At 36.2% G+C, this 21150-nt stretch carries 16 protein-coding genes and 2 pseudogenes; 9 read left to right on the top strand and 9 right to left on the bottom strand.

From position 1 onward, the window contains the following. Positions 1-26 precede the first annotated feature (26 nt). Both IEV39_RS01890 and IEV39_RS01885 read left to right on the top strand, forming a co-directional pair. Positions 27-1151 carry a helix-turn-helix domain-containing protein gene (locus IEV39_RS01890; protein ID WP_005287525.1) on the top strand — a complete coding sequence of 375 codons (1125 nt, stop codon included), beginning with the start codon at positions 27-29 and terminating at the stop codon, positions 1149-1151. Between the two features lie 102 nt (positions 1152-1253). Further along, positions 1254-1673: a hypothetical protein gene (locus IEV39_RS01885; RefSeq protein WP_227554495.1), complete on the top strand. Its 420-nt coding sequence runs from the start codon at positions 1254-1256 to the stop codon at positions 1671-1673. A 229-nt stretch (positions 1674-1902) separates the two neighbouring features. On the opposite strand, the gene IEV39_RS01880 is transcribed toward IEV39_RS01885, so the two are convergent. The 3 genes from IEV39_RS01880 to IEV39_RS01870 form a co-directional block, all read right to left on the bottom strand. Further along, the gene (locus tag IEV39_RS01880; RefSeq protein ID WP_005287531.1) at positions 1903-2940 is read right to left on the bottom strand and encodes an AraC family transcriptional regulator; all 1038 of its coding nucleotides are present in this window, start codon (positions 2938-2940) and stop codon (positions 1903-1905) included. A gap of 157 nt (positions 2941-3097) precedes the next feature. Beyond that, positions 3098-4444, bottom strand: a complete 1347-nt coding sequence (locus tag IEV39_RS01875; RefSeq protein WP_005287534.1) for an OmpP1/FadL family transporter — start codon at positions 4442-4444, stop codon at positions 3098-3100. A 321-nt stretch (positions 4445-4765) separates the two neighbouring features. Beyond that, positions 4766-5374: a TetR/AcrR family transcriptional regulator gene (locus IEV39_RS01870; protein ID WP_005287537.1), complete on the bottom strand. Its 609-nt coding sequence runs from the start codon at positions 5372-5374 to the stop codon at positions 4766-4768. A gap of 447 nt (positions 5375-5821) precedes the next feature. On the opposite strand from IEV39_RS01870, the gene IEV39_RS01865 reads away from it, so the two are divergent. From IEV39_RS01865 to IEV39_RS01850, 4 genes are all read left to right on the top strand, one after another. Further along, positions 5822-7066, top strand: a complete 1245-nt coding sequence (locus tag IEV39_RS01865) for a saccharopine dehydrogenase family protein (RefSeq protein ID WP_005287542.1) — start codon at positions 5822-5824, stop codon at positions 7064-7066. Between the two features lies 1 nt (position 7067). Further along, positions 7068-8381, top strand: coding sequence for a flavin monoamine oxidase family protein (locus IEV39_RS01860; RefSeq protein WP_005287544.1), 1314 nt, complete (start codon positions 7068-7070; stop codon positions 8379-8381). 1 nt (position 8382) lies between these two features. Then, positions 8383-9921, top strand: a complete 1539-nt coding sequence (locus IEV39_RS01855; protein ID WP_005287547.1) for a flavin-containing monooxygenase — start codon at positions 8383-8385, stop codon at positions 9919-9921. Between the two features lie 75 nt (positions 9922-9996). Next, the gene (locus IEV39_RS01850) at positions 9997-10911 is read left to right on the top strand and encodes an alpha/beta hydrolase (RefSeq protein ID WP_005287551.1); all 915 of its coding nucleotides are present in this window, start codon (positions 9997-9999) and stop codon (positions 10909-10911) included. A 684-nt stretch (positions 10912-11595) separates the two neighbouring features. Here IEV39_RS01850 and IEV39_RS01845 read toward each other — a convergent pair. Together IEV39_RS01845 and IEV39_RS01840 are read right to left on the bottom strand one after the other, a co-directional pair. Then, positions 11596-12837 (bottom strand): hypothetical protein, encoded by a 1242-nt coding sequence (locus tag IEV39_RS01845; RefSeq protein WP_005287554.1) that lies wholly within the window; start codon positions 12835-12837, stop codon positions 11596-11598. Positions 12838-12953: 116 nt separating this feature from the next. Next, the gene (locus IEV39_RS01840; protein WP_005287558.1) at positions 12954-14300 is read right to left on the bottom strand and encodes a flavin monoamine oxidase family protein; all 1347 of its coding nucleotides are present in this window, start codon (positions 14298-14300) and stop codon (positions 12954-12956) included. 231 nt (positions 14301-14531) lie between these two features. Here IEV39_RS01840 and IEV39_RS01835 point away from each other — a divergent pair, with 231 nt between their 5' ends. Then, positions 14532-15992, top strand: a complete 1461-nt coding sequence (locus IEV39_RS01835) for a coniferyl aldehyde dehydrogenase (RefSeq protein ID WP_005287561.1) — start codon at positions 14532-14534, stop codon at positions 15990-15992. 154 nt (positions 15993-16146) lie between these two features. On the opposite strand, the gene IEV39_RS01830 is transcribed toward IEV39_RS01835, so the two are convergent. Then, complete coding sequence (locus IEV39_RS01830) at positions 16147-17829, bottom strand: amidohydrolase (RefSeq protein WP_005287564.1); 1683 nt, start codon at positions 17827-17829, stop codon at positions 16147-16149. 126 nt (positions 17830-17955) lie between these two features. Between IEV39_RS01830 and IEV39_RS01825 the strand changes: the two genes are divergently transcribed. Continuing rightward, positions 17956-18591 carry a TetR/AcrR family transcriptional regulator gene (locus IEV39_RS01825; RefSeq protein WP_005287567.1) on the top strand — a complete coding sequence of 212 codons (636 nt, stop codon included), beginning with the start codon at positions 17956-17958 and terminating at the stop codon, positions 18589-18591. Between the two features lie 11 nt (positions 18592-18602). Here the strand turns inward: IEV39_RS01825 and IEV39_RS18445 are convergent. After that, positions 18603-19165, bottom strand: a pseudogene (locus tag IEV39_RS18445) (recombination directionality factor); the annotation flags it as partial. 96 nt (positions 19166-19261) lie between these two features. On the opposite strand from IEV39_RS18445, the gene IEV39_RS18440 reads away from it, so the two are divergent. Then, positions 19262-19819, top strand: a complete 558-nt coding sequence (locus IEV39_RS18440; protein WP_005287573.1) for a hypothetical protein — start codon at positions 19262-19264, stop codon at positions 19817-19819. Positions 19820-19941: 122 nt separating this feature from the next. On the opposite strand, the pseudogene IEV39_RS18435 reads toward IEV39_RS18440, so the two are convergent. Together IEV39_RS18435 and IEV39_RS01815 are read right to left on the bottom strand one after the other, a co-directional pair. Further along, positions 19942-20073: pseudogene (locus IEV39_RS18435) on the bottom strand (recombination directionality factor); the annotation flags it as partial. A gap of 2 nt (positions 20074-20075) precedes the next feature. Then, positions 20076-20672: a hypothetical protein gene (locus IEV39_RS01815; protein WP_005287576.1), complete on the bottom strand. Its 597-nt coding sequence runs from the start codon at positions 20670-20672 to the stop codon at positions 20076-20078. Between the last annotated feature and the right edge of the window lie 478 nt (positions 20673-21150).

Genomic DNA, 21150 nt, shown 5'->3' with positions numbered 1-21150 from the left:
GCGCAAACTCAAATATCCTGAATTGTATGAAACTTAATCTAGAAAATTATCGGACCCCAGGACAATTAATTTCAGCTCTAATTAATGAAAGAGGCTGGAATGGCCGAGTTTTGTCTGGAATTCTGCAAATAGATGAATCTGGCGTTAATCGTCTTATACAAGATAAAAAACCAGTTAATGCTGAATTAGCTTTAGTTCTTGAGGATATTTTCTCAGTCCCTGCTGAAGACTTCCTAAAACTTCAGATTGACTTTGATCTAGCAAAAGCACGAATCAGAGCTTTACCTGATCCCAGCAGAGAAGCAAGAGCTAAGTTATTTGGTAATCTACCAATCGCCGAAATGATTAATAGAGGCTGGCTAAATGTCGAGAATAAAAAAGACTTTCCCAAAATTGAAAGTGAATTATTAAAATTTTTTAATGTTGAAAATTTAGATGAAATTACCTACGTAGCCCATTCAGCAAAAAAATCAAATGCTTCTGAGATAGCATCTGAAACACAATTAGCTTGGGTAAATAGAGTTAAATCAATAGCTTCTGAATTGTTAGTTCCACAATTTTCTATACAAAAAGCAAAAAATGCTGAAGAGCAATTAAAGTTGTTATTATTTTCAGTAGATGAGATTAGAAAAGTTCCACGGATTCTTGCTGAAGCAGGTATCCGCTTTGTAATTGTAGAAGCTTTGAAATCAAGTAAAATGGATGGTGTTTGTTTATGGTTAAACGAGAACTCCCCTGTTATAGGAATGTCTTTAAGATTCGATCGAATTGACAATTTTTGGTTTGTTCTACGACATGAACTTGAACACGTAATACAAGGCCATGGCAAATTAGTACCTAAAATTGATATTGATATTGACCTAGAAAGCGTAGATGAAGAAGAAAGTATTGCTAACAACGCATCTTTAAATTTTAGTATTCCTAGAAAAAAAATGGATAGCTTTATTGCCAGAAAAGCTCCCTTTTTCTCAGACTTAGACATTCGGGGCTTTGCAAACACACTAAAAGTTCATCCTGGTTTAATCGCAGGTCAATTACAACACCACACAAAGAAATACAATCTATTCAGAAAACATTTATTGCCAATAAGAGAAATCATCATACCTAATGCTGCCGTCGATGGCTGGGGGGATGTTTACCCTTTAGATTAATCAATAAATTTCACTACCAGAGGATAATATATGGCTAGAACCAGAGATCTACAAAAAATCATTTCACTTTACCGACATAGGACGGGAAAAAATGAGATATCAATGCGTGAGGTAGCGGAATTTGCTGCTAAAGAGTTAAAAATGGAGTTACCTACTCCACAAGACCCTTTAGATTTATTAGCAAAAAAATTCGCAATAGCTGCACGTGAAGAAACTAAAAAAGATAAAACTACTAATAGGCCTTATCGAGTCAATCATGCTGTATCTATGGGTTCTCAGCAAACATTATGGGTAGATATTGATCAAGCGTCTAGAAGTCAAATGCATAAATCCCTCATTACGCGACGTAATCAAATCATAGGTGATACGCTCCAATTAGATTTGGATGCTGAGCATTGGAATAATATCAACCCAACTGAAGCTCCAATTCAAATTCCTTTAGATTTCACAGAGGATGTCGAAGAACGTAAAAATATTGAAAGCCCTTTTGATACTCCTATCGAAAACGATAGACGTATTTAATATGAGTCCAAGTGAGTAAGTATTTCCCACCCACCATAATTTGGTGGGTCATCTTTATCAAATTTTTTAAATATTAAGCCTATATACCAGTTTTATAAAAAGTCTGTAGAAGAATATTTGTTTGATTCGGAAACAGTATTTTATAACTTTTATAAACCCCCTTAGTACTTCACCCCAAAGCTTATTACCACAACTCTGTCGTGCAACATGATCTAATGCCTATTAACAATTAACATGCTTGCTGAACTCTATAAAATTTTGGTGTTACATTAGTCCATTTCTTAAATGCTCTAGAAAAATGGGACAGATCTGCATAACCTAATCTGTATGCAACTTCATTGATCGCAATATTTTTTTGCTTCAGCCAATACTCAGCTTTTGTCTGTTTTACTTCTGCAAGTAGTTTATTAAATGTGGTGTTCTCAGCTGAAAGTTGCCGCTGTAATGTTCTTTCTGAAATATGAATCTTTTTGGCAACCTCTTTGAATGATAAGAACCCATCCATCTCATCATAAAGTGATTCTTTTACAGCATTTGTAATTTCATCCCCTCCTTTCCTGTAAAAAGTATTATTTTTTATATGACTTTCGCAAAGGGAACGAGCTAAACGAGCAATTGTTTTATCAGCTGAATTAAGAGGCAACTTCAAAAATTCAGTTTTAAAAGAAAGTCCGTTTACTTTTCTGTTGAATTCATAAGTCATATGAGTTTTAACTTTAAGGTTTTCATGAAATGAAGGATATGGTTCTTTAAATTCCAATTTAATATTTAATCTTCGTTGCACAAGACTTTCTAAAATGTATGCAAAACCAAAAACTAAAAACATATTCAAATGATGATTAAAATCTAAGTCTTGTGATGGTTGTTTGATGTATAAATATGCTTTTTCTTTATCAATTATTAGTTGAGGGTTAAACACCGTACAATACAGACTTATGTACTGCTCTAGAACACATATAGCCTCACCTAAATTTTCAGATGCTTTAGCAGCAACACCAATATGACCATAGCAAGATACTTTAACTTCTTTAGCTAAAATCAGACTAATAGCCGGATCTCTTGACAGTGAGACCGCCTTCTCTAATAAAACATTGAAGAGATGGAGATCGATATACCAAAATGGTAATTCTAAATTTTGAATGGAAATACCAATTCCAGCAAATAGCTGCTCAGAAGAAATACCTCTTTTGTGTAGTACATCCACTAAGAGATTGACAAAAGTACCAGGTAATTTAGGTCTCTTAATTCCCCTAATTCTAACGGCCACTAATTCATTCCTTACCTTTTATTTACACTTTACTAAGTCTTTGTAGTAGAACTAATAGTTTCTATGCTTAATTCATCTTTACTTTTTATCCAAGTTTGAGTACGTCCCTGAAGAGATATAAGCCATAACTCAAAAAGTATGGAATAGCCCAAATTAATTAAAATCGATAACCAATTTTCAAACCATAAGCAATCGCATGATTATTTTTAAAATCAGCTTGCTCTGCAAATTGCTTAATACCATCAATAGGCAAGTAATAGGTTCCATCTTCTGTACGAGCATCGCCAAGCCAATAATATTTAACTCCACCCGCAATGAAATAGTTTTTTTCAGGATTAAACTGAGCTCCCAATCCCAAAGACCAAGATCCCTTTATAGGCCCTAAAGTTGAAGTCGGATTTCCTGTACCAGAGTCCCAACCAATCTCCGTTGATGCACTCCAACAATCTGTAAATTGGTGACCTATCCCTATAGTGGCACTATATTGGTCTTTTTGATAAGAGTCGAGCTTAAAACCTTTTGTATATTCTCCAGCTGTTGCCTCCTTCAATAAAATCTCGGAAAGTGCACCAAATTGCGTAGGCCTTGATTCAAAATTTTTCCAGTTAACCCATCTTAAATTTGTATATGCAATTGTCTTTTCAGCAACACCTGTTTGAAAATCAATATTAATTGATTGGGGTGTCTCTAACCTAGTTTTTGCAGATGTTACGAGTTCTAGAGGTTGGCCGGAAATATTTTCATCAACGCGTAAATCGTATGTGATTTTTGAACGGTAAGTAATAGCTGCCCTTAAAGCAATTTCTGGAATTTGGTAATTTAATCCAGTGATCCAACCAACCTCCGCTTTTTTTTTAAAATCAGCCTCGTAACCATTAAAAACTTCCGTATAAGCATTACCTCTTAAACTCACCTTGCCTTTGACTTCTTGATAAACAGGGCCTCCATAAATTTGAAAATTTTTAATCGGTGAGTATCCCAATACTAAACTTAGGTTCTGTGTATCCACTTTTACAGAAGTACCTTGCTTACTAGAGTCATTATCTGAGTAGCTATTATTAGAACGTAAAGGATAAGTAATTTTTGCTGAAAAAGGCTGATCATATAGCATTCCAAAACTCAGTTTATCTGTGAGCTGAAACTTTATTGCTGCCGTATAAAATTGAGTATTTTCAGCAATATTTCCAGTATTCCTTTTTTGATTATTACGAACTAAGTCAGCACGATCCCTTACAATGCCAGCAACAGATGAATCTACAGCAAATATATTCATTTCTGCGTAATTTCCATTTTCTAAAAAAGGAAGTATTGATTGTCCTGATTGCTCTAAGGCTGAAGCATAACTATCACTACTAAAACAAGACGCAAGCAAAATAAACAGTTTTAAATACTGCTTAGTTGAGTCAAAATTTAAAATCGCAATATTCAACTTTTGAGTTCGTATTGCATTAATAGTTGAATAGAATTTTGATAAGTCCACGTCCTTGTATATAACTTTTTCCATTTTTAATTCCTAAAAAATTCTGTTTTAAGCTATTTTTTTCTTAATAGTCTTATATAGGACTACGTTTTATATAAGACTCATTAACCGATCACAATTGATCAAAATACATGCTATTCCAACAATTACACTACATCAATGACATTATGTAATTAATGTAGAAAAATAGTAGTTCTATTAAACTATTAGGTATCAACTACTTAAATAAAATAAAAAAATTAGAAATTAGAAATTAGTGGCAAAAAATGACAATAATGAGGCAGTATTTAATCCATTACTGCTCATCCTGACTATATAATTTATTATAAAAATTAAAAAAACTATTTACGCAATATTGCTATAAAGCGTTGATAACCAAATATTATAAAGAACCTTAACTACAGTTTTGGGATCAGCTTGTGGCGAACGTCCAAGTGCTTCAGATAGATATCTCTCCTCAAGCCAAACTAATGCTCTTGCAGTTTCATCAACATCAATATCTAAGCTAATACGTCCAATTTCTTGCTCTTCGCGGATGTGTCGTGCCGTAGCTGTAATAAAATCCTGAATTAAAGCGCGATAAATCTGCTCAACTCTTTCATCGTTCACAGCCGCATCCGATAAAGCTCTTAAAACTATCCCATGCTTTTGATATACCTTTACAATCCCTTCCAAGGCTTGAAGTGAATCATCTGGAAAGTTATTACCTTTTAGCCAACGATTCGCTAAAGTAAATAACTCCTTTCCTATGTCCTGCACAACACGTAATGCTAAATCATGTTTATCACGAAAATGGACATAAAAAGCAGGACGTTTAAGTCCAGTTAATCGCATGACTTCGTCAACATTTAGTTCACGAAAAGGACGTTGACTTAGAAACTTTTCAGCAGCATTTAAAATTTCTCGTTCAGACTCTTTTGGATCATGCTTCGGACGTCTTTTGAATGTTGTCATCTATTCCAACCACCTTATTGACATTGTGTAATTTTATAGTAATTTAACTTCATAAAACAAGTAATACTATTATAAATGTTCATTTAAGCTTATTTATCTCAAATAAAATTTTCTGCTAATCCATTTCTAACTCATAAAAAAGTAAGTTCCTGATTTAAAAAAAATAATAGAAGAAATCTAATATAACTTTTTTAAATAAAGATCAAAAAAAAGAAATAAGTGATTGATTATTATTAGCATAATATTAATTACACAGAATCATTGACACACAGTAATTAATGAATTAATAATAACCAACACGATTATCAAATTCTTGTTCAAAGCAATGTCTGCAACATGAATTCGGCAATTTAGAGACAGGACTTACATTCGTTCCAAGGAAATCGGAATTATGGATATAAGTAAAATTTTAATCGGCATGGTATGCCGTTTCTCAGGAAAATTCATATGAGTCGTCGTATTGTATTTATTGGTGCAGCTGGCGAAATGTGTAAGCTAGCTATTGAGCGTTTTGCAAAAGCCAAAGGTGATTGGGAATTAGTTTTATGTGACATTAGGCCCGAATTGCTTACTAATCTTGTCACTACACTTCCTAAAGGCCTGGCTACTACAAAACGCTTAGACTTGTACGATAAAGAAAACTTGCAGGCCGTAGTTAAAGGGGCTGATCTAGTTGTACTCGGCGCTGGCCCCTACATTCGAACTTCTGCCCCAGTGATTGAAGCATGTATTGAAGCAAAAGTTCCGTATTTAGATTTCGATGATGATGTAGAAAGTACAGAGCATGCCCTCTCTCTACATGAAAAAGCAAATGCAGCAGGCATTCCAATTTATGTAGGATGTGGAGCCTCCCCTGGTATGGCGAATGTTATGGTCGTTGATGCTGCGAATGAACTAGATACAGTTGAAAATATTGACTGTTGTTGGATTGTTGGCGATGAACGTCCTGGAATTGGTCGTGCGGTTCTTGAACACTTTCTACATATTACTGCTGGTGATTGCCTTACTTGGGAAAATGGTACAAGAGTTAACCATGAAACATTTGTTGAGACTGGTTCTGCACCTATGGGAGGTGGGCTTGGTGAAATATTAATGTACGAAACGGCCCATCCTGAACCTGTCACCTTGCCCCGTAAATACCCAAATGCCAAGCGAATTCGATGTTTAGGTGGTTTAAATCCTCCTCCGTTTAATGGTATAGGTCGTGGTGTCGGACTTGCCGTTCAAAATGGCGAGATGACCACCAAGGAAGGTATTGATTTCCTAGAAAATTTGCTTAACAACAAACTTGGTTCTGTCAAAGGCTGGAAAGCTGCAATAAAAGGTCTTGCAGGGCAAATTAAACGTAAAGAAGCTTCTGCTCTTGAAGTTGCTGAGTTTTTAGCAAAATCTGCTATTGGACAAACATATGACTATAAGGGAGGCTTACTCGCACGTGTATATGGAACTAAAAATGGACAACCTGCCATAGCAACTCGCCGTACTGTAAAGGCTGGAGAAGGCACATATTTAATGCGTGATATGGCATCGATTACAGGTACAGCATGTGCGGCGTTCATGGTGCTCGCTTTGGATCAAAAGGGACAACGGGCTGGTGCTTTTGCACCTGAAGATTGGGCAATTCCAAATGAATTTTATGCTGCTTTAGAACGTGTTGGAACCCCTTCCTCAGAAATCGTGGAGAGTGTTTAACATGTCAAAAAATTATGATATCGCTGTCGTAGGTGCTGGTTTTGCAGGTATGGTCACTGCTCGTGATCTGAGCAAAGCTGGTTATTCAGTTATTGTACTGGAAGCACGAGATCGAATTGGTGGGCGAACGTATTCAAGTGAAGCCTTTGGTCACCCTATTGAATTTGGTGGGACCTATTCTCACTGGACACAACCCTACATCTGGAATGAACTACAGCGTTATGGTTTAGCTTTAAACCCTCCCGTAGAAACAACAAAAATGTTGTGGTATGCAGATGGTGCTCTACATCAAGGGTCATTAGAGGAGTTTGGAGCAATTGCTGAGCCTCTGCTCACTCAGTATTTAGGGGATGCCCGTGCCTGGTTTCCAATGCCATTTATGCTTTCAGCTGTAGATACTCAAGAGATTGAACAACAAACTCTTGCAGATCGTCTCAATGCATTAAGTCTTTCACAATATGAAAAAGACATTATTGATGGTGCTTTATCGACCTTAGTTCATTCATGGGATAAACAGGGTATGGCACAACTTCTACTCTGGACAGCAACCTATTTTGGACATTGGGGGGCATTTTTTGAAACCGCAGGTTCATGGCAATTAGAAGGTGGAACTCAATGCCTATTACAAGCAATAAAAGCTGATACTAAAGCAGATTTCCAACTTTCTACACCAGTTGCATCAATATATGACAATGGCTCAAATGTGATTTTAACCACCCAAGCGGGAGAAAAAATTACTGCACAATCAGCAGTATTAGCAGTACCATTTAATACTCTTTCTGATTTGCAGATTTCCCCTCCGTTAGCAACACCTATTCAAACTATCGTTAATCAAAAACACCCAATGCTGACTACTAAATTAATGGTACGTGTGCGAGGTGAACTTGAATGTTTTGCTGCCTTTGCTCCAGTAAAACAAACACCAATCAATACCGTTCGAATGGAATATCATCACGAAGGTGACACTATTTTGGTTTGTTTTATTTCTGATGCAGCATCAATTGATGCCAATGATAAAGATGCGGTACAAAAAGCTTTAAGACTTTTTGTGCCAGATATAGAGGTACTTGATGTTTCTCATCATGATTGGGTAAATGATCCTTACGCTCAAGGCACTTGGATGCACCACCGGCCAGGTAACTTAACAGGAGCTGCCACTTTATTAAGAGAGCCTCATGGTCGTATCTATTTTGCTGGTGGAGATATTGCAGCTATGGCAATAGGTGGAATCGAAGGTGCTGTCGAAAGTGGTACTTCGACTGCTCGAAAAATCATAAATCAAATTTCTACTCAGCAAAAACAAGGAGCAGCATAATATGAAAAAAATAACTGAGCCAAACAATGTTGATGTGCTAATTATCGGTGCTGGTATAGCTGGTATCAGTGCAGCTTATCATTTAAAAAAATCCAGACCAGATACCACATTTACTATTCTTGAGGCCAGAGATACATTTGGTGGAACATGGAGCCAATTTAAATATCCAGGTATCCGCTCTGACTCAGATATGCCTTCTTTTGGTTTTGGTTTTAAACCTTGGACACATAAAAAAGCGATTGCTGGAGCAGATGTAATTTGCAATTATTTAGAAGAAACCATTAAAGAAAACAGTATAGATAAACACATTAATTTTGGTTATCACGTAAGCAAGGCTGAATTTTCAACAGAGGAAGGCAAATGGACCATTACAGCAGAAAATCTTGCTGCAAAATCTCCAGTAATCTTTAAATCTCGGTTTTTACTTTTAAATACAGGGTATTATGATTACCAGAAAGGTTTTACTCCTGAGTTTGATAATATCGAATCTTTTAAAGGTAAAATTATCCATCCTCAACACTGGCCAGAAAATTTTGATTACACAGGAAAACGTGTAGTTGTTATTGGTAGTGGAGCTACAGCTGTTACCCTACTCCCATCAATGGCAGATAAAGCAGAGCATGTCACTATGCTCCAGCGATCACCAACTTATATGGTTTCTTTCCCTGCTGTTGATCCAATTGCAGGTTTATTGAATAAGGTTTTAGGCTATGAAAGAGCCTATCCGATTATTCGCAAAAAAAATATTTCACTAAATCGAACATTGTATAAAGCTTGCCGCAATTATCCGCAAGTTATGAAAAAGCTATTAATAGCGGATGTTCGCCGTCGACTTCCTAAAGGTTATGACGTGGAAACTCATTTCACTCCACGCTACAACCCATGGGATGAACGTCTATGTCTAGTACCTGATGGAGATCTATTTAAATCTATTTCTTCAGGTAAAGCATCCGTTGTTACGGACCGTATTAAGAAATTCACAGAAGATGGGATTTTATTGGAATCTGGTAAAACACTAGAAGCCGATATTATTGTGACAGCAACCGGTCTAAATATGTTAGCTTTTAGTCGAATTCAACTAACAGTTGATGGCAAAAAAATCCAATATCCAGATACAACAATTTTTAAATCTATGATGCTTTCTGATGTACCAAATTTAGCATTTGCATTTGGATATACCAATATTGCCTGGACATTAAAAGTTGATCTAGTTTGGGAACATTTCTGTCGTATTCTCGACTATATGGATAAAAATGGATACGGGATTTTTAAACCATTTATCCATAACTCTAATATGAAACGTGTTCCATTTATAGATTTAAGCCCAGGGTATGTACAACGAGGTTTAGCACAATTCCCAATGGCAGGAACCGAAGGACCATGGGTACTACAACATGCATACGAACATGATCTTGAGCGACTTCGTAATGGCTCTGTAATCGATAGAGAACTACAGTTTATAGCCTTTCCTACTAAGACGAAACTCAGTGTAGTTAAAGATTCTCCTTCAAACCATGCAAGAGCAAAAGCTCAGGCCTAAAATTAATACATAGTCTCCATTCGAGTCTTTTGGATTATTGAATGGAGACTATCCTTAAATTGAGTTAAAGATATTATGGAAAATATAAAATTTACCAGCAAAGGAGTTACATGTTGTGCGTGGCATATACCTGCAACATCTGATGTATTAAACAATGGTAATGGACGCCCTTGCATCGTTATGGCTCATGGTTTTGGTGGAACAAGAGATACAGGCTTGTTAGAGTTTGCAAAACCATTTAGCGAAGCTGGTATTGATGCTTTTGTGTTTGACTACCGGGGTTTTGGTGACTCTGGAGGATTCCCAAGACAAAATGTTTCTTATAGAAACCAGCGAGAAGATTACCATTCAGCTATAGCAGCCGCGCGTAAACTCCCCCAAATTGATAAAAATCGTATAGCGATCTGGGGTACCTCCTATTCAGGAGGACATGTAATCGTTATAGCAGCGCAAGATACCAAAATTGCTGCTGTGGTATCAATGACACCAGCGACAGATGGATTAGCGGCATTAGTACAAATACGTCGCTATGGTGGCATAAGTCAGCTAGCGACAGCAGTTGGTCATGGTTTACGCGATCTGGTACGTGTAATCACACGTCGAGAACCTCATCTTATCCCTATCGTTGGACAACCTGGCTCTGCTGCGATGATTAGTACCCCTGGTGCTGAAGATGGATATAAAGCGATGGCTGGTCCCACCTGGCGTAATGAAGTATGCGCGAGAACCGCATTAGAAGTAGCACAAAATCGACCTATTACCTTTGCAAGTAATATAATTTGTCCGTTATTAGTTCAAGTGGGTTCTAAGGATCAAGTGGCACCTCCGGATGCAGCAAGAAAAACTGCTAGCCTAGCCAATGGACAAACAGAATTACTTGAATACCCGATTGATCATTTCGATGTTTATGGTGGACCTTGGCAAGAAAAATTGCTGATGGATCAAATTACCTTCTTAAAAAAAGTATTTATTCCAAAAGCTTCCAAATAACTTCAAGTTAAAATATTTAGTGCAATCCAACACAGGAACTAATTGGATTGCATATTCAATATATTAAATGGGTTACTGTATTTTAATTCTAATAGAAAGTACATTACTTCAATTTCGACTCTCACACTTAATTCAACCAGTATGAGTTAAAATAATGGCACTAATAATACAAGAATATAAAGACCTTTATCTTTTAGTACCAAAGTAGAATCACGATCCTCTACGAATAAAGTTATTTTTAGAATTTCTGGATTTGTATATCCAACTGCATTACCGATTAACACTATTCCAGGCACTTTTAATCAATTTTTCTACTTAATATTTTCGTATAAATATCTACATATTTACCGCATTTAAACCCACATCAAACACTGCCACCCAAGTAACAAAGATAAATTCATAATTATTACAAAGAGAACAACCTCCAAAATTACTAACTTTTACCCAACTATAGCAACCATCACAAATAGCGGTTAAAAAATTAGGTTAACCACTGTTGCAATAAATACTAGACACATAAATTTATTAATTAATAAAAAAGTCTCATAAACCATCGAATTCATAAATTAAAATTGGTTTAATAAATATTTATAAGGACAACAATCCAAGCACCTAACTATTGTATTAATTACTTTTAAGAGTAGATATTTTAAACAATATTTACTCTTAAAGAATATGTAAAAATTAGAAGTGGTATCCTATTTTAAATGAGTAAGCAATAGTTGAATTATTTCTAAAATCTGCCTGTTCAGCATTTTGTTTAATTCCATCAATAGGAAGATAAAATGTTCCATCCTCTGCCACAGCATCACCTAACCAATAATATTTCACTCCTGTAGAAATAAAATAATTTAATGTAGGATTAAATTGTAGCCCTAAGCCAAATCCCCAAGCTCCCTTTGTGGGATTTAATGAAGAAGTAGGATTTCCAGTTCCTGAATCCCAACTAACTTCTGTACCTACGCTAGTTTTTTCAGTCAGTTGATGTCCTAGGCCAATAGCAGCATACAGCTGATTTTTTTGATGGCTATCTAGATCAAAACCTTCTTTATACGCCCCATTTGATAGTCCAGCAGTAATAGTCTCTGAAATAGCACCAAATTGTCTTGGGCGAATATTAAAATCTCTCCAATTTACCCAACGTAAATTTACAAAAGCCAAAGTAGTTTGGTTAATTCCAGTTTGAAAATCAATATTAATAGATTGTGGAGTTACAATATTTGTTTTCTCAAATGAAACCTCATTGAGAGGTTGACTATGTAAAGCTTCATTTACAATCATTTCATGTTTGATTTTTGACCTATAGGTTGCAGCCAGTTTAAGTTCAATCTCTGGAATTTTATATCTAACACCAGCAAGCCATCCTATAGCTGAGTCTTCTTTAAAATCTGCATTATACCCATTAAAAAAGGTTGTATAAGCATTGCCTCTTAATGAAACATCACCTTTAATCGATTGATAGGTGGGCCCGAAATAAAATTGAAAATTTTTATACGGTTCGATTCCAAAGATCATACTAATATTTTGTGATTCAACGTCAACAGAAGTACCTTGTGTTAAGGGAGAATTAATAGAGTATGTATTATTTTGTTTTATGGGATATAAAACATTAGCTCCAAAAGGTTGATCATAGATCAAACCAAATGATAAGAGTTCATTTAGTTGGATTTTTAATGCAGCATTATAATAACTAAATGATTTTGCCATATCACCAGTATTAAAGTCACTTGAACCTCCCAAAAGTTGTGGATTGTTTCGTATTTTACCCGAAACTTTAGGTTTTACTGCAATAACACTTGCTTCAGTATAATTCCCCTTCTCCAGAAAAGGTAAAATTGATTGACCTGATACATCTAGAGCAGACGCATAACCACTAGTTGTAAACACGCTACTTATTATGTAAAAGAGAAAACTATTAAATTTCATTTTAAATATTCCTGGTATTCTATAGTTAATAAAGACTATATATGCCAAGCAATTTTTACTTTGGTTTAAAGCATTCCTTGCTTTAGCACTATCCTATTTATACTTTTTTTAAATATTTATTTACTGATTAACTCTCCAGCAGCCCTAATTCCTGATTGTAATGCACCATCTAGATAACCCATCCATTCAGTTGCTGTTTCCGTTCCCGCCCAATGAATTAAGCCAAATGGCTCACGAATACAATCACCATATGTAGTTAAAGTACCTGGCGGCATATGCGCTACATACCCACCTTCAGACCACTCTTCTTTCAACCAATCTTGTTCTACATATTCAATAGGTTGGGCTGCTTGTTTACCAAAGTAATAAACAAAGTTATCTATCACTTTTTGTTTACGTGTGTTTTCATCCATTGCACTTAAAGTAACAGCATGATCGGCTTCAATTAATCCAACAAGAATACCTTTACTTTCGTCCTGAGGTGATTGATCAAATACAACGCTGACAGGCACATCTAAACCTACAGCTGCACCACTAAAATTCTGGTGGCGCCAAAAAGGTTTGCTATAAGCAAGGTGAACCTTTATAACCGCCCCCATCAGCATACTTTGGAGCATTTTTAGTCGCTTAGTTGGTAATGGAGGTACATATTCAATTTTTGTAGCTAACACTGGCGGTATTGCAACAATGACATTTCTAGTCTGATATACATTATCTCGTGTATAAACTTTGACTTGACCTTGAATTTGCTCAAGCTTGAATACTGGAGAGTTCAGAATTAAGTTATCCTTAAGAGTATCTGCCATTTTTTTTGGAATCTGCCACGCACTGCCAAGAAATTTATCTTGTTGTGCTCCCCCCTTTGTACCTAGGAGAACCTCTATTCCATGGCCTTGACGAAGATATTCAAGAAAAAATAAATATGATAACTGAGATGAATTACAACAAAAAATTGCACTAGAAATGATACGTATGAAGTCTTTTGCACCTTCAGAATTTACGTTTTTATTTATCCAGCTCTCTAAAGTTTCACTGTCCCATTCTTTAGCTTTTGGTGCTAACCACGGTTGACCTAAGGGCAAAGTATTCATTTCCTTACCCCAACGGCGCTGAATTAATCCTAATTCCAACAAAGAAATTAAAGATAATTTTGGAAGATCAGATTTATAGTATTTTATTTTCCCATTTCTACTCAATATATGAGTACCTTTATTATATTGTTCACAAGTCGAAACGCCCATTTGTTTTGCTTCTGCTAATAACAGCTTCTGCTGAGGCCCAACCCATTGCCCACCAAGATCTATCGTATTACCACATATCTCTCCTGCTTTAGACCTCCCTCCAACTCTATCTCTCGCTTCCAATAATAAAATTTTTTTCCCAGCCTTTTTGAGTTCTGTGGCTGCTTTTAAACCTGCTAGGCCAGCACCGATAATGATTACATCCAAGACCTGATTTGACATTTCCTTTGCTCCCATCTTTAAACGGACATTCGACTTATTTAAAGAACGCGTTCTTTAAATTAATATTGATTTTATAGAACGCGTTCTTTAAAATCAATATTAATCCAATTATTTTTCATAAAAACCTTATGATCAATAACTTGGATTACGTAATCAGAATAAGTTCCAATAAAACCCAAGAGCTAATGGAATTCCAAAACGGACAAAGATCTTAATATCTAGGAGATAAAGATGAGCTTTTTAACTTCAAATCAATTTCTTGATTCATCGAGTAAATATATGCATTCGGTTTTTAATCAACAACGTACTGCTTTCGACGCAAATCCTTATCCAGATTTTGAACACCGTCGTACCAAAATATTTCAAATAAAAAAACAAATTATTCGTTATCAAGATGTGATTGCGACAGCAATTAATACAGATTTCAGTTCCAGATCTGTTGATGAATCCAAACTGCTGGATTTACTTGGCTCAGTTCTAGAAGCAGAACATGCAATTCGTCATTTAAGACGCTGGATGCGACCGAGCAAACGTAGCACCGAGTTATTATTTTTATCTAACCGTCTTCGCGTGCAATACCAGCCTAAAGGTGTGGTCGGGGTTATTGTGCCTTGGAACTTCCCTGTTTACCTTGCCTTAGGTCCTTTGATTGCAGCCATTGCTGCGGGCAATCGCGTGATGATCAAGCTGCCTGAAGTCACCCCAGCAACCAATGCAATGGTTAAACGTATGCTGGCTGAGATTTTTACTGAAGATGAAGTTGCTGTTTTTGGTGAAGAAATTGTCGATCCTGCACAATTTACGTCTTTGCCTTTCAACCATATCGTGTTTACAGGCTCACCTGCGATTGGGCGAGTAGTGATGCGTGCTGCGGCAGATAATTTGACCCCTGTAACCCTTGAATTGGGTGGTAAATCACCTGCCCTGATTAGTCGGCACTATCCTTTAGCCGATGCTGCAAAACGGGTTTTACATGGTAAAGCCACCAACTGTGGTCAAGCTTGTGTAGCACCAGATTATGCTTTAGTGCCAAAAGAACAAGTTGATACATTCGTCACTGAATGCCAAACCAGTTTCACCAGCATGTATGGAACGAACATCAGTAACAATTCCAACTACACATCGATTGTGAATGATCGCCATCTCAAGCGTTTATTAGAAATACTAGATGATGCCAAAGCCAAAGGTGCTCAAATTATTGCTTGCGGCGAATATGATAGTGATAAAGATGCGCGCCGTATGCCTGTACATCTGGTACTGAATTGCACACCAGATATGCGTATTTTAAAAGAAGAATTATTCGGGCCTGTACTGCCTGTTGTCCCTTACGATAATTTAGATGAAGCCATTCGATATATTCGAGAAGGTGAACGACCACTGGCTTTATATTGTTTTAGCCATGATGCGAGCGAGCAAGAGTACATCTTAAAACAGACTCATTCTGGTGGTGTCACCATCAATGACTGGGGCTGGCATGTTGTCAATCATGATGCACCTTTCGGTGGTATTGGCAACTCAGGCATGGGAACCTATCACGGCGAAGAAGGCTTTAGAGAACTTTCACATGCAAAAACAATCTTTGCCCGTCACCGCTTCTTCCCAACCCAACTGTTCTATCCACCCTATGGTACCTGGATACAAAAGTTGACTTTAAGTTTCTTTTTAAAAAAAGGCGACTCTTCAGTTAAATAGATAAAATGAGCTTTCTACTTAAACGAAAGGACTGATGTATGTATCAGTCATTTCGTTTTTTTAATTTAAATACTAAATAACTACAATCTTATAAGTAATATGAGTATTTAAATTTAATGATATTACGAAGTTCCAATTACTTACGCATTGATATTTATTCAGCAATTGAATTAGATGGATTAGCAGAATCATAGACTAACTCACCATCTATAAATGTCTTAATAACCTTTGTTTTATGTATCTCAGTAACAGGAACTTTAAAAGGATTTGATTCCGTTACAATAATATCCGCACGCTTACCGGGCTCAATCGAACCGATTTGATCACTGTTTCCCATTGCCGCAGCAGCATTAGCTGTAAAGATACGTAACGCTTGTTCTAAAGTTATCTGTTGTGCTGGAGCAAGCTTTTTATAACTTCCACCGGGTTCTTGTCGGGTAACCATTGTTTCTATGGCAGGCCAAGGATTTACCGACGGAATAACTGGCCAATCTGAACCAGCAATGACATTTGCTCCAGTTTCAACTGCTTCTCGAATAGGGATTGCTCGTTCCATTCTTTTTTCACCTACATTGTGGCGAACATCAATATCAACAATTGGATTCGGGTACCAAGCATATGGAGAAAACTCCCATGTCATATGCAAATCACGTACTCGAGGTATATCTTTAAAAGTAACAAAGGAGCCATGTCCGAGTTGATGTGAAGCTCCCATCCACCCATTTTTTTTACGTGCTTTTTCTACCGCATCGATACTTGCCTTTACTGCTGCATCGCCAATAGCATGAAATTTTATTGTAAGTCCCATTCGATCATATTTAGCAACTCCTGAGTCCATCACCTCTAGAGGCATCATAAAAATACCCTTATTATGTTTATGACCTTCATAAGGCTGTAACATAGCAGCAGTCATGCCTTCAGTTGGTACACCATCCACAAAAATTTTAACGCAATCAGTTTTTAGGCGTTCCGTTACATATTTATTACGCTTAAGAATTAATTGCTCTCCCTCTAAAGGAGACCAGACGATACAAGCACGAACACGTTGTTTAATTAGGCCTTCCTTTGATAACGCCGATAAAGTGCGTATTTCTGGCATTCTAACCTCAGCATCCGTAAAAGAGGTTATGCCATATGAAAGCATTTGTTGGGTTGATAATTCTAAACCTTTACGTAACAGTTCATCCGAAGTTACTGGTCTACGTTGATCAATATATAGAGCCGCATTTTCACGGAATATTCCATTAGGATATCCTTTTTTATCTCTTTCAATAACACCGCCAACTGGATCTTTTGTATATTTATTAATGCCCACAGCCTCAATAGCTTTAGAATTAGCCCACTGAGTATGATGCGCCTCATCTGCAAGCAAAACTGGGTTATTTGGTGATACTTTATCAAGGAATTCTCGAGTTTGCTGACCTGGTTTGAATGCACTAGATGACCAATTTCCTCCAATAATCCATTCACCAGGTTTTGCTTTTTGCACGCATTTTGAGACTTGACTAAGAATTTCTGTAGGCGTAGCTCTATAAGGCAAACTACAAGTAAATTGCTCAACCCCTGCGGATGTAGGATGAACATGCATATCATGTAGGCCAGGAAATACTGAAGCACCTTTAAGATCTAATATTTTTGAGTTATTGCCACGATACGAAGCAATCTCCTTATTATTACCAATAGCTAAGATTATTCCCTCTCGAACAGCAAGAGACTCAACCCAGCCATTTGGGGTATAAATTTCCCCATTTGTGAAGATTATATCCGCAGGTTCATCTGCGGCATATACTCCTATTGAAAACAGTGCAAGTGAACTACTTATTAAGAACTTTTTCATTTTTCCTTCCTTGAGTTTATATACATGAAGAACATATTTATTTCTTAAACACTATAGATATTTAATAGAACGCGTTCAAAAAATAAAGTTTGATTTTATTGATCTTGTTAATTAAAATCAATACCTATGGAAAATAAACGAACAACTACGTCTCGTCGTGGACGCCCTCCTCGTAGTCAGGAGCAAATCATATCTAGTCGGAATTTAATTATTCAGGCAGCCCGGGATCTATTTGCAGCACATGGTTACGAAGGTGTATCCATGCGTAAAATTGCAGCCAAAGCAGGTTGTTTGCCTGCCACCCTCTATACTTTGTTTCCTAACAAAAGATATTTACTGCATCATATTTGGGAAGGTATCTTTACTGATCTAATTATGAAGTTAGAGGAGAGCTTTAAAAGCAGCCCTGAATCTGAAAGATTAAAAAATCTTTGCATTACTCAAGTTGATTTTTGGTTAAATCGGCCAGATGACTGTAGAGCTATATTCTTAATAGAAGACCACCCGCAATCAACTGAAGAACATTACTTTGTAGATAACTCACAAGCAATTCCACAACTTGAAATATATACTAAAGCAATCCAAGAAGCTCAAAAACGTGGTGAAATAAGAAATGATGACCCTGACGAAATAAAAAATGTTTTACTCTGTAGTATTTTAGGTATTTCTTTGAGTTTAATTGGAGTTCCAGAATATCCATGGGGAGAGCCTACAACCTTAAAAGAAATGACTATAAATGCGCTTATTAAAGGATTGGAATAAAATTTTAATTTTTAGAAAAAATAAATTACACCAAATAAAAAGGCATCAAAGGATGCCTTTTTATTTGGTGTAATGCATGCACTGACTGCTGCAACCCTTTCTGAATATTCTGAACATGGCTCAGATGATTCTTGTTTGGATTCATCCGAGTAAAACTCCTCAAAATTGGCATTACCATAGCCTTGTCGTGCCACATAGTCCAACGCCTTCTGATAAAACCCTGCCGCTTTGCTCTGCTCATCAATCTGTTTGGCAGAAGTAATTGCCTCCTGCAAATTGATACCATCCCGTATTGTCAGGTCCACATAGTAGATCGGTGTTCGATAACTTTGTGTGGTGCTTTTTCCTCTCAGAGTGAGTTGCAATGGCAGACATAAAAGTAGGACACCTGAAGCTGCATGGTATAGCGTAGTCGTGCTGCTAAAGTCCGGATACTATTAAAGCCTGTAGTTCTAAATAAAAATGTCCCTAGCTCGTCTGACTCATCTAAGTTCACATAAAGTCTACCGTAAGGCTTACACAGCCCACCATGAGCTAATGAGCATAAATCAGGTGATGAACATGGTGATTGTTCAAATTAATGATGGAGCTTCAAAAATAGATTAATTCACGATATACCTATACTGAGTAATATGTTAATTTTAAAAAGATTAAAAAACAGATATACATCGTGAAAAAAAATTCAGTATTTTTATACTATTTAGACGTTACTGCACCTTTTTATTATTTTTATCTTGTACCAGTTGCAATTGCACTAGTCATTGTTAGTTTTGATTTTTCTTTTTATGGCATATTCCCAAATACAATTACATCCACTCTGTCGAGTCAACATAAGTTTCTAAATGACTTTTTTGCACTATGTAATTTTTTAGTGATTGGGCTTATCTTTGTGAACTACTTAAGATACCCACTACGTGCCCCATACGTGAGGCAAATACGTGAACATTATGCAAGGTTAAATAAAAACCAACAATCTATTAATGGTTGGCTTGGCATTGTATTTTTCTGCTTTATATTATGCATTATCAATCTAGTTTGGTTTTTAATTGATGATGAAGCACTTCCATCATACAAAGAATGGCGTAGAGGAGATACACTCACTTACTTACGTAATTTTGCTCATCCCTATATTTCTACTTTTGCCATCAGTTTTCAATATGTCGTCACTGTGTTCTTAGTGTTAATGTTTACTAACATACTGAATAATCGTAAATATAGATCAAACTAAAAGACCATAATTTTCTATTTATTAACTAATATGGTTAGGATGTGTACTAACCAAGTCATCATAGCTCTTCACTTTTATTTTATCTATAGGTTGATACCTTGCTTTTAACAAGCTCCTAAATATCAACAAAAAATATGGGTCTGTTGATGCTGCTCTGGTTTGGTTTCATCGGTGTGAAACTCCTCAACCATGTCCAAGCCCTCTTCCCTACCCGCCTCAAAGCTAGCGTTGCCATAACTTCGCCGTGCGGTATGACCTATCTCAATTTGTGTTTAAATTTCAACCTAACAAGTTCTTCACGTCCAACAAATTTCTGAGGTTCTAAATCCCAGTATTGGTCTAAAATTCTCACTATTTCTCGACGCGCACCACAACTAAACTGTTTAAGTTCCAATTGTTTCATTAGGTGGTCACTTCTATACTCTGGCTGTAAACAAAATCCAATACTGCTAAGCTTTAATTTTTGATCATAGTTTAACTTCTTTTTTGAGATTGGCCTCAAAACATTAATACTAGAAGCAAATGAAGAATATAATCTTGCATGTTGTAATAGTTCTTTGTCTACAATATGCCGAAGATTAAATCCAAAACTTTCAACATAAATCTGATGTGTTGTTATAACTAATTTTGCGTTTAGGAATAGAAGCCCAACAAGAAATATAAAAATTACAAAAATATATCCATAAAAATTTTGAGTTAACAAAAATTCTAGCAAGCTTCCTAAACTCTTTACTTTACTAATCTCTTGTTCTGAGTTCATTGACAAAGTAAATATGAGAGCTACACTAAAAATTAGTAAAACAAAGAAAAAAGGCTGATAACGCTCGCGAAGCAATTCACTCTCAATATTCATAATACTTAAACTTAATAAAAATAATTAATCTTATACCAAAAAAATAAGAATGCTCATCACCTCTCCCCGCATAATTAATTCAAAGTCTGTACCAACTGCTTAAGCCTTTATGTATATCCTGAACATGGTCTAGATCATGAGTTTACTGATGTTGTTTTAATCTAGATTCATCTGAGTAAAACTCCTCCACAATATCTAGCCCTTCCTCTGCTTCTATCTCAAAACTGCCATTACCAGCCATACCACATGCTCTAAAACCTCATCCCACATACCACTTTGTACGTTTCATAGATTTGTTTAGTAAATGAAGATGAAGTCCGATTCCCAATAGTTGTATGTGGATAAACATAGATTTGGCTTATCTACAAAAAGATTAGGTCTGTGAAAAGCCTTTCCAATAAAAAGCTTCTTAAAAAGTGGCTAATTTACAGAATCAATTTTGGTGGGATAGCGTCAGTTGAATCAAATCAATAACACC

Source organism: Acinetobacter courvalinii (genome assembly GCF_014635545.1).
GTDB lineage: Bacteria > Pseudomonadota > Gammaproteobacteria > Pseudomonadales > Moraxellaceae > Acinetobacter > Acinetobacter courvalinii.
Note: the sequence above shows the minus strand (reverse complement) of the source record. Positions and strands in the feature narration are given on the sequence as shown.

Coding starts and splice junctions, on each gene's coding strand:
- IEV39_RS01845 (WP_005287554.1), bottom strand. CDS start 12,837: ATGAAATTTAATAGTTTTCTCTTTTACATAATAAGTAGCGTGTTTACA.
- IEV39_RS01860 (WP_005287544.1), top strand. CDS start 7,068: ATGTCAAAAAATTATGATATCGCTGTCGTAGGTGCTGGTTTTGCAGGT.
- IEV39_RS01825 (WP_005287567.1), top strand. CDS start 17,956: ATGGAAAATAAACGAACAACTACGTCTCGTCGTGGACGCCCTCCTCGT.
- IEV39_RS01840 (WP_005287558.1), bottom strand. CDS start 14,300: ATGTCAAATCAGGTCTTGGATGTAATCATTATCGGTGCTGGCCTAGCA.
- IEV39_RS01865 (WP_005287542.1), top strand. CDS start 5,822: ATGAGTCGTCGTATTGTATTTATTGGTGCAGCTGGCGAAATGTGTAAG.
- IEV39_RS01815 (WP_005287576.1), bottom strand. CDS start 20,672: ATGAATATTGAGAGTGAATTGCTTCGCGAGCGTTATCAGCCTTTTTTC.
- IEV39_RS01890 (WP_005287525.1), top strand. CDS start 27: ATGAAACTTAATCTAGAAAATTATCGGACCCCAGGACAATTAATTTCA.
- IEV39_RS01875 (WP_005287534.1), bottom strand. CDS start 4,444: ATGGAAAAAGTTATATACAAGGACGTGGACTTATCAAAATTCTATTCA.
- IEV39_RS01830 (WP_005287564.1), bottom strand. CDS start 17,829: ATGAAAAAGTTCTTAATAAGTAGTTCACTTGCACTGTTTTCAATAGGA.
- IEV39_RS01835 (WP_005287561.1), top strand. CDS start 14,532: ATGAGCTTTTTAACTTCAAATCAATTTCTTGATTCATCGAGTAAATAT.
- IEV39_RS01850 (WP_005287551.1), top strand. CDS start 9,997: ATGGAAAATATAAAATTTACCAGCAAAGGAGTTACATGTTGTGCGTGG.
- IEV39_RS01855 (WP_005287547.1), top strand. CDS start 8,383: ATGAAAAAAATAACTGAGCCAAACAATGTTGATGTGCTAATTATCGGT.
- IEV39_RS01885 (WP_227554495.1), top strand. CDS start 1,254: ATGCGTGAGGTAGCGGAATTTGCTGCTAAAGAGTTAAAAATGGAGTTA.
- IEV39_RS01870 (WP_005287537.1), bottom strand. CDS start 5,374: ATGACAACATTCAAAAGACGTCCGAAGCATGATCCAAAAGAGTCTGAA.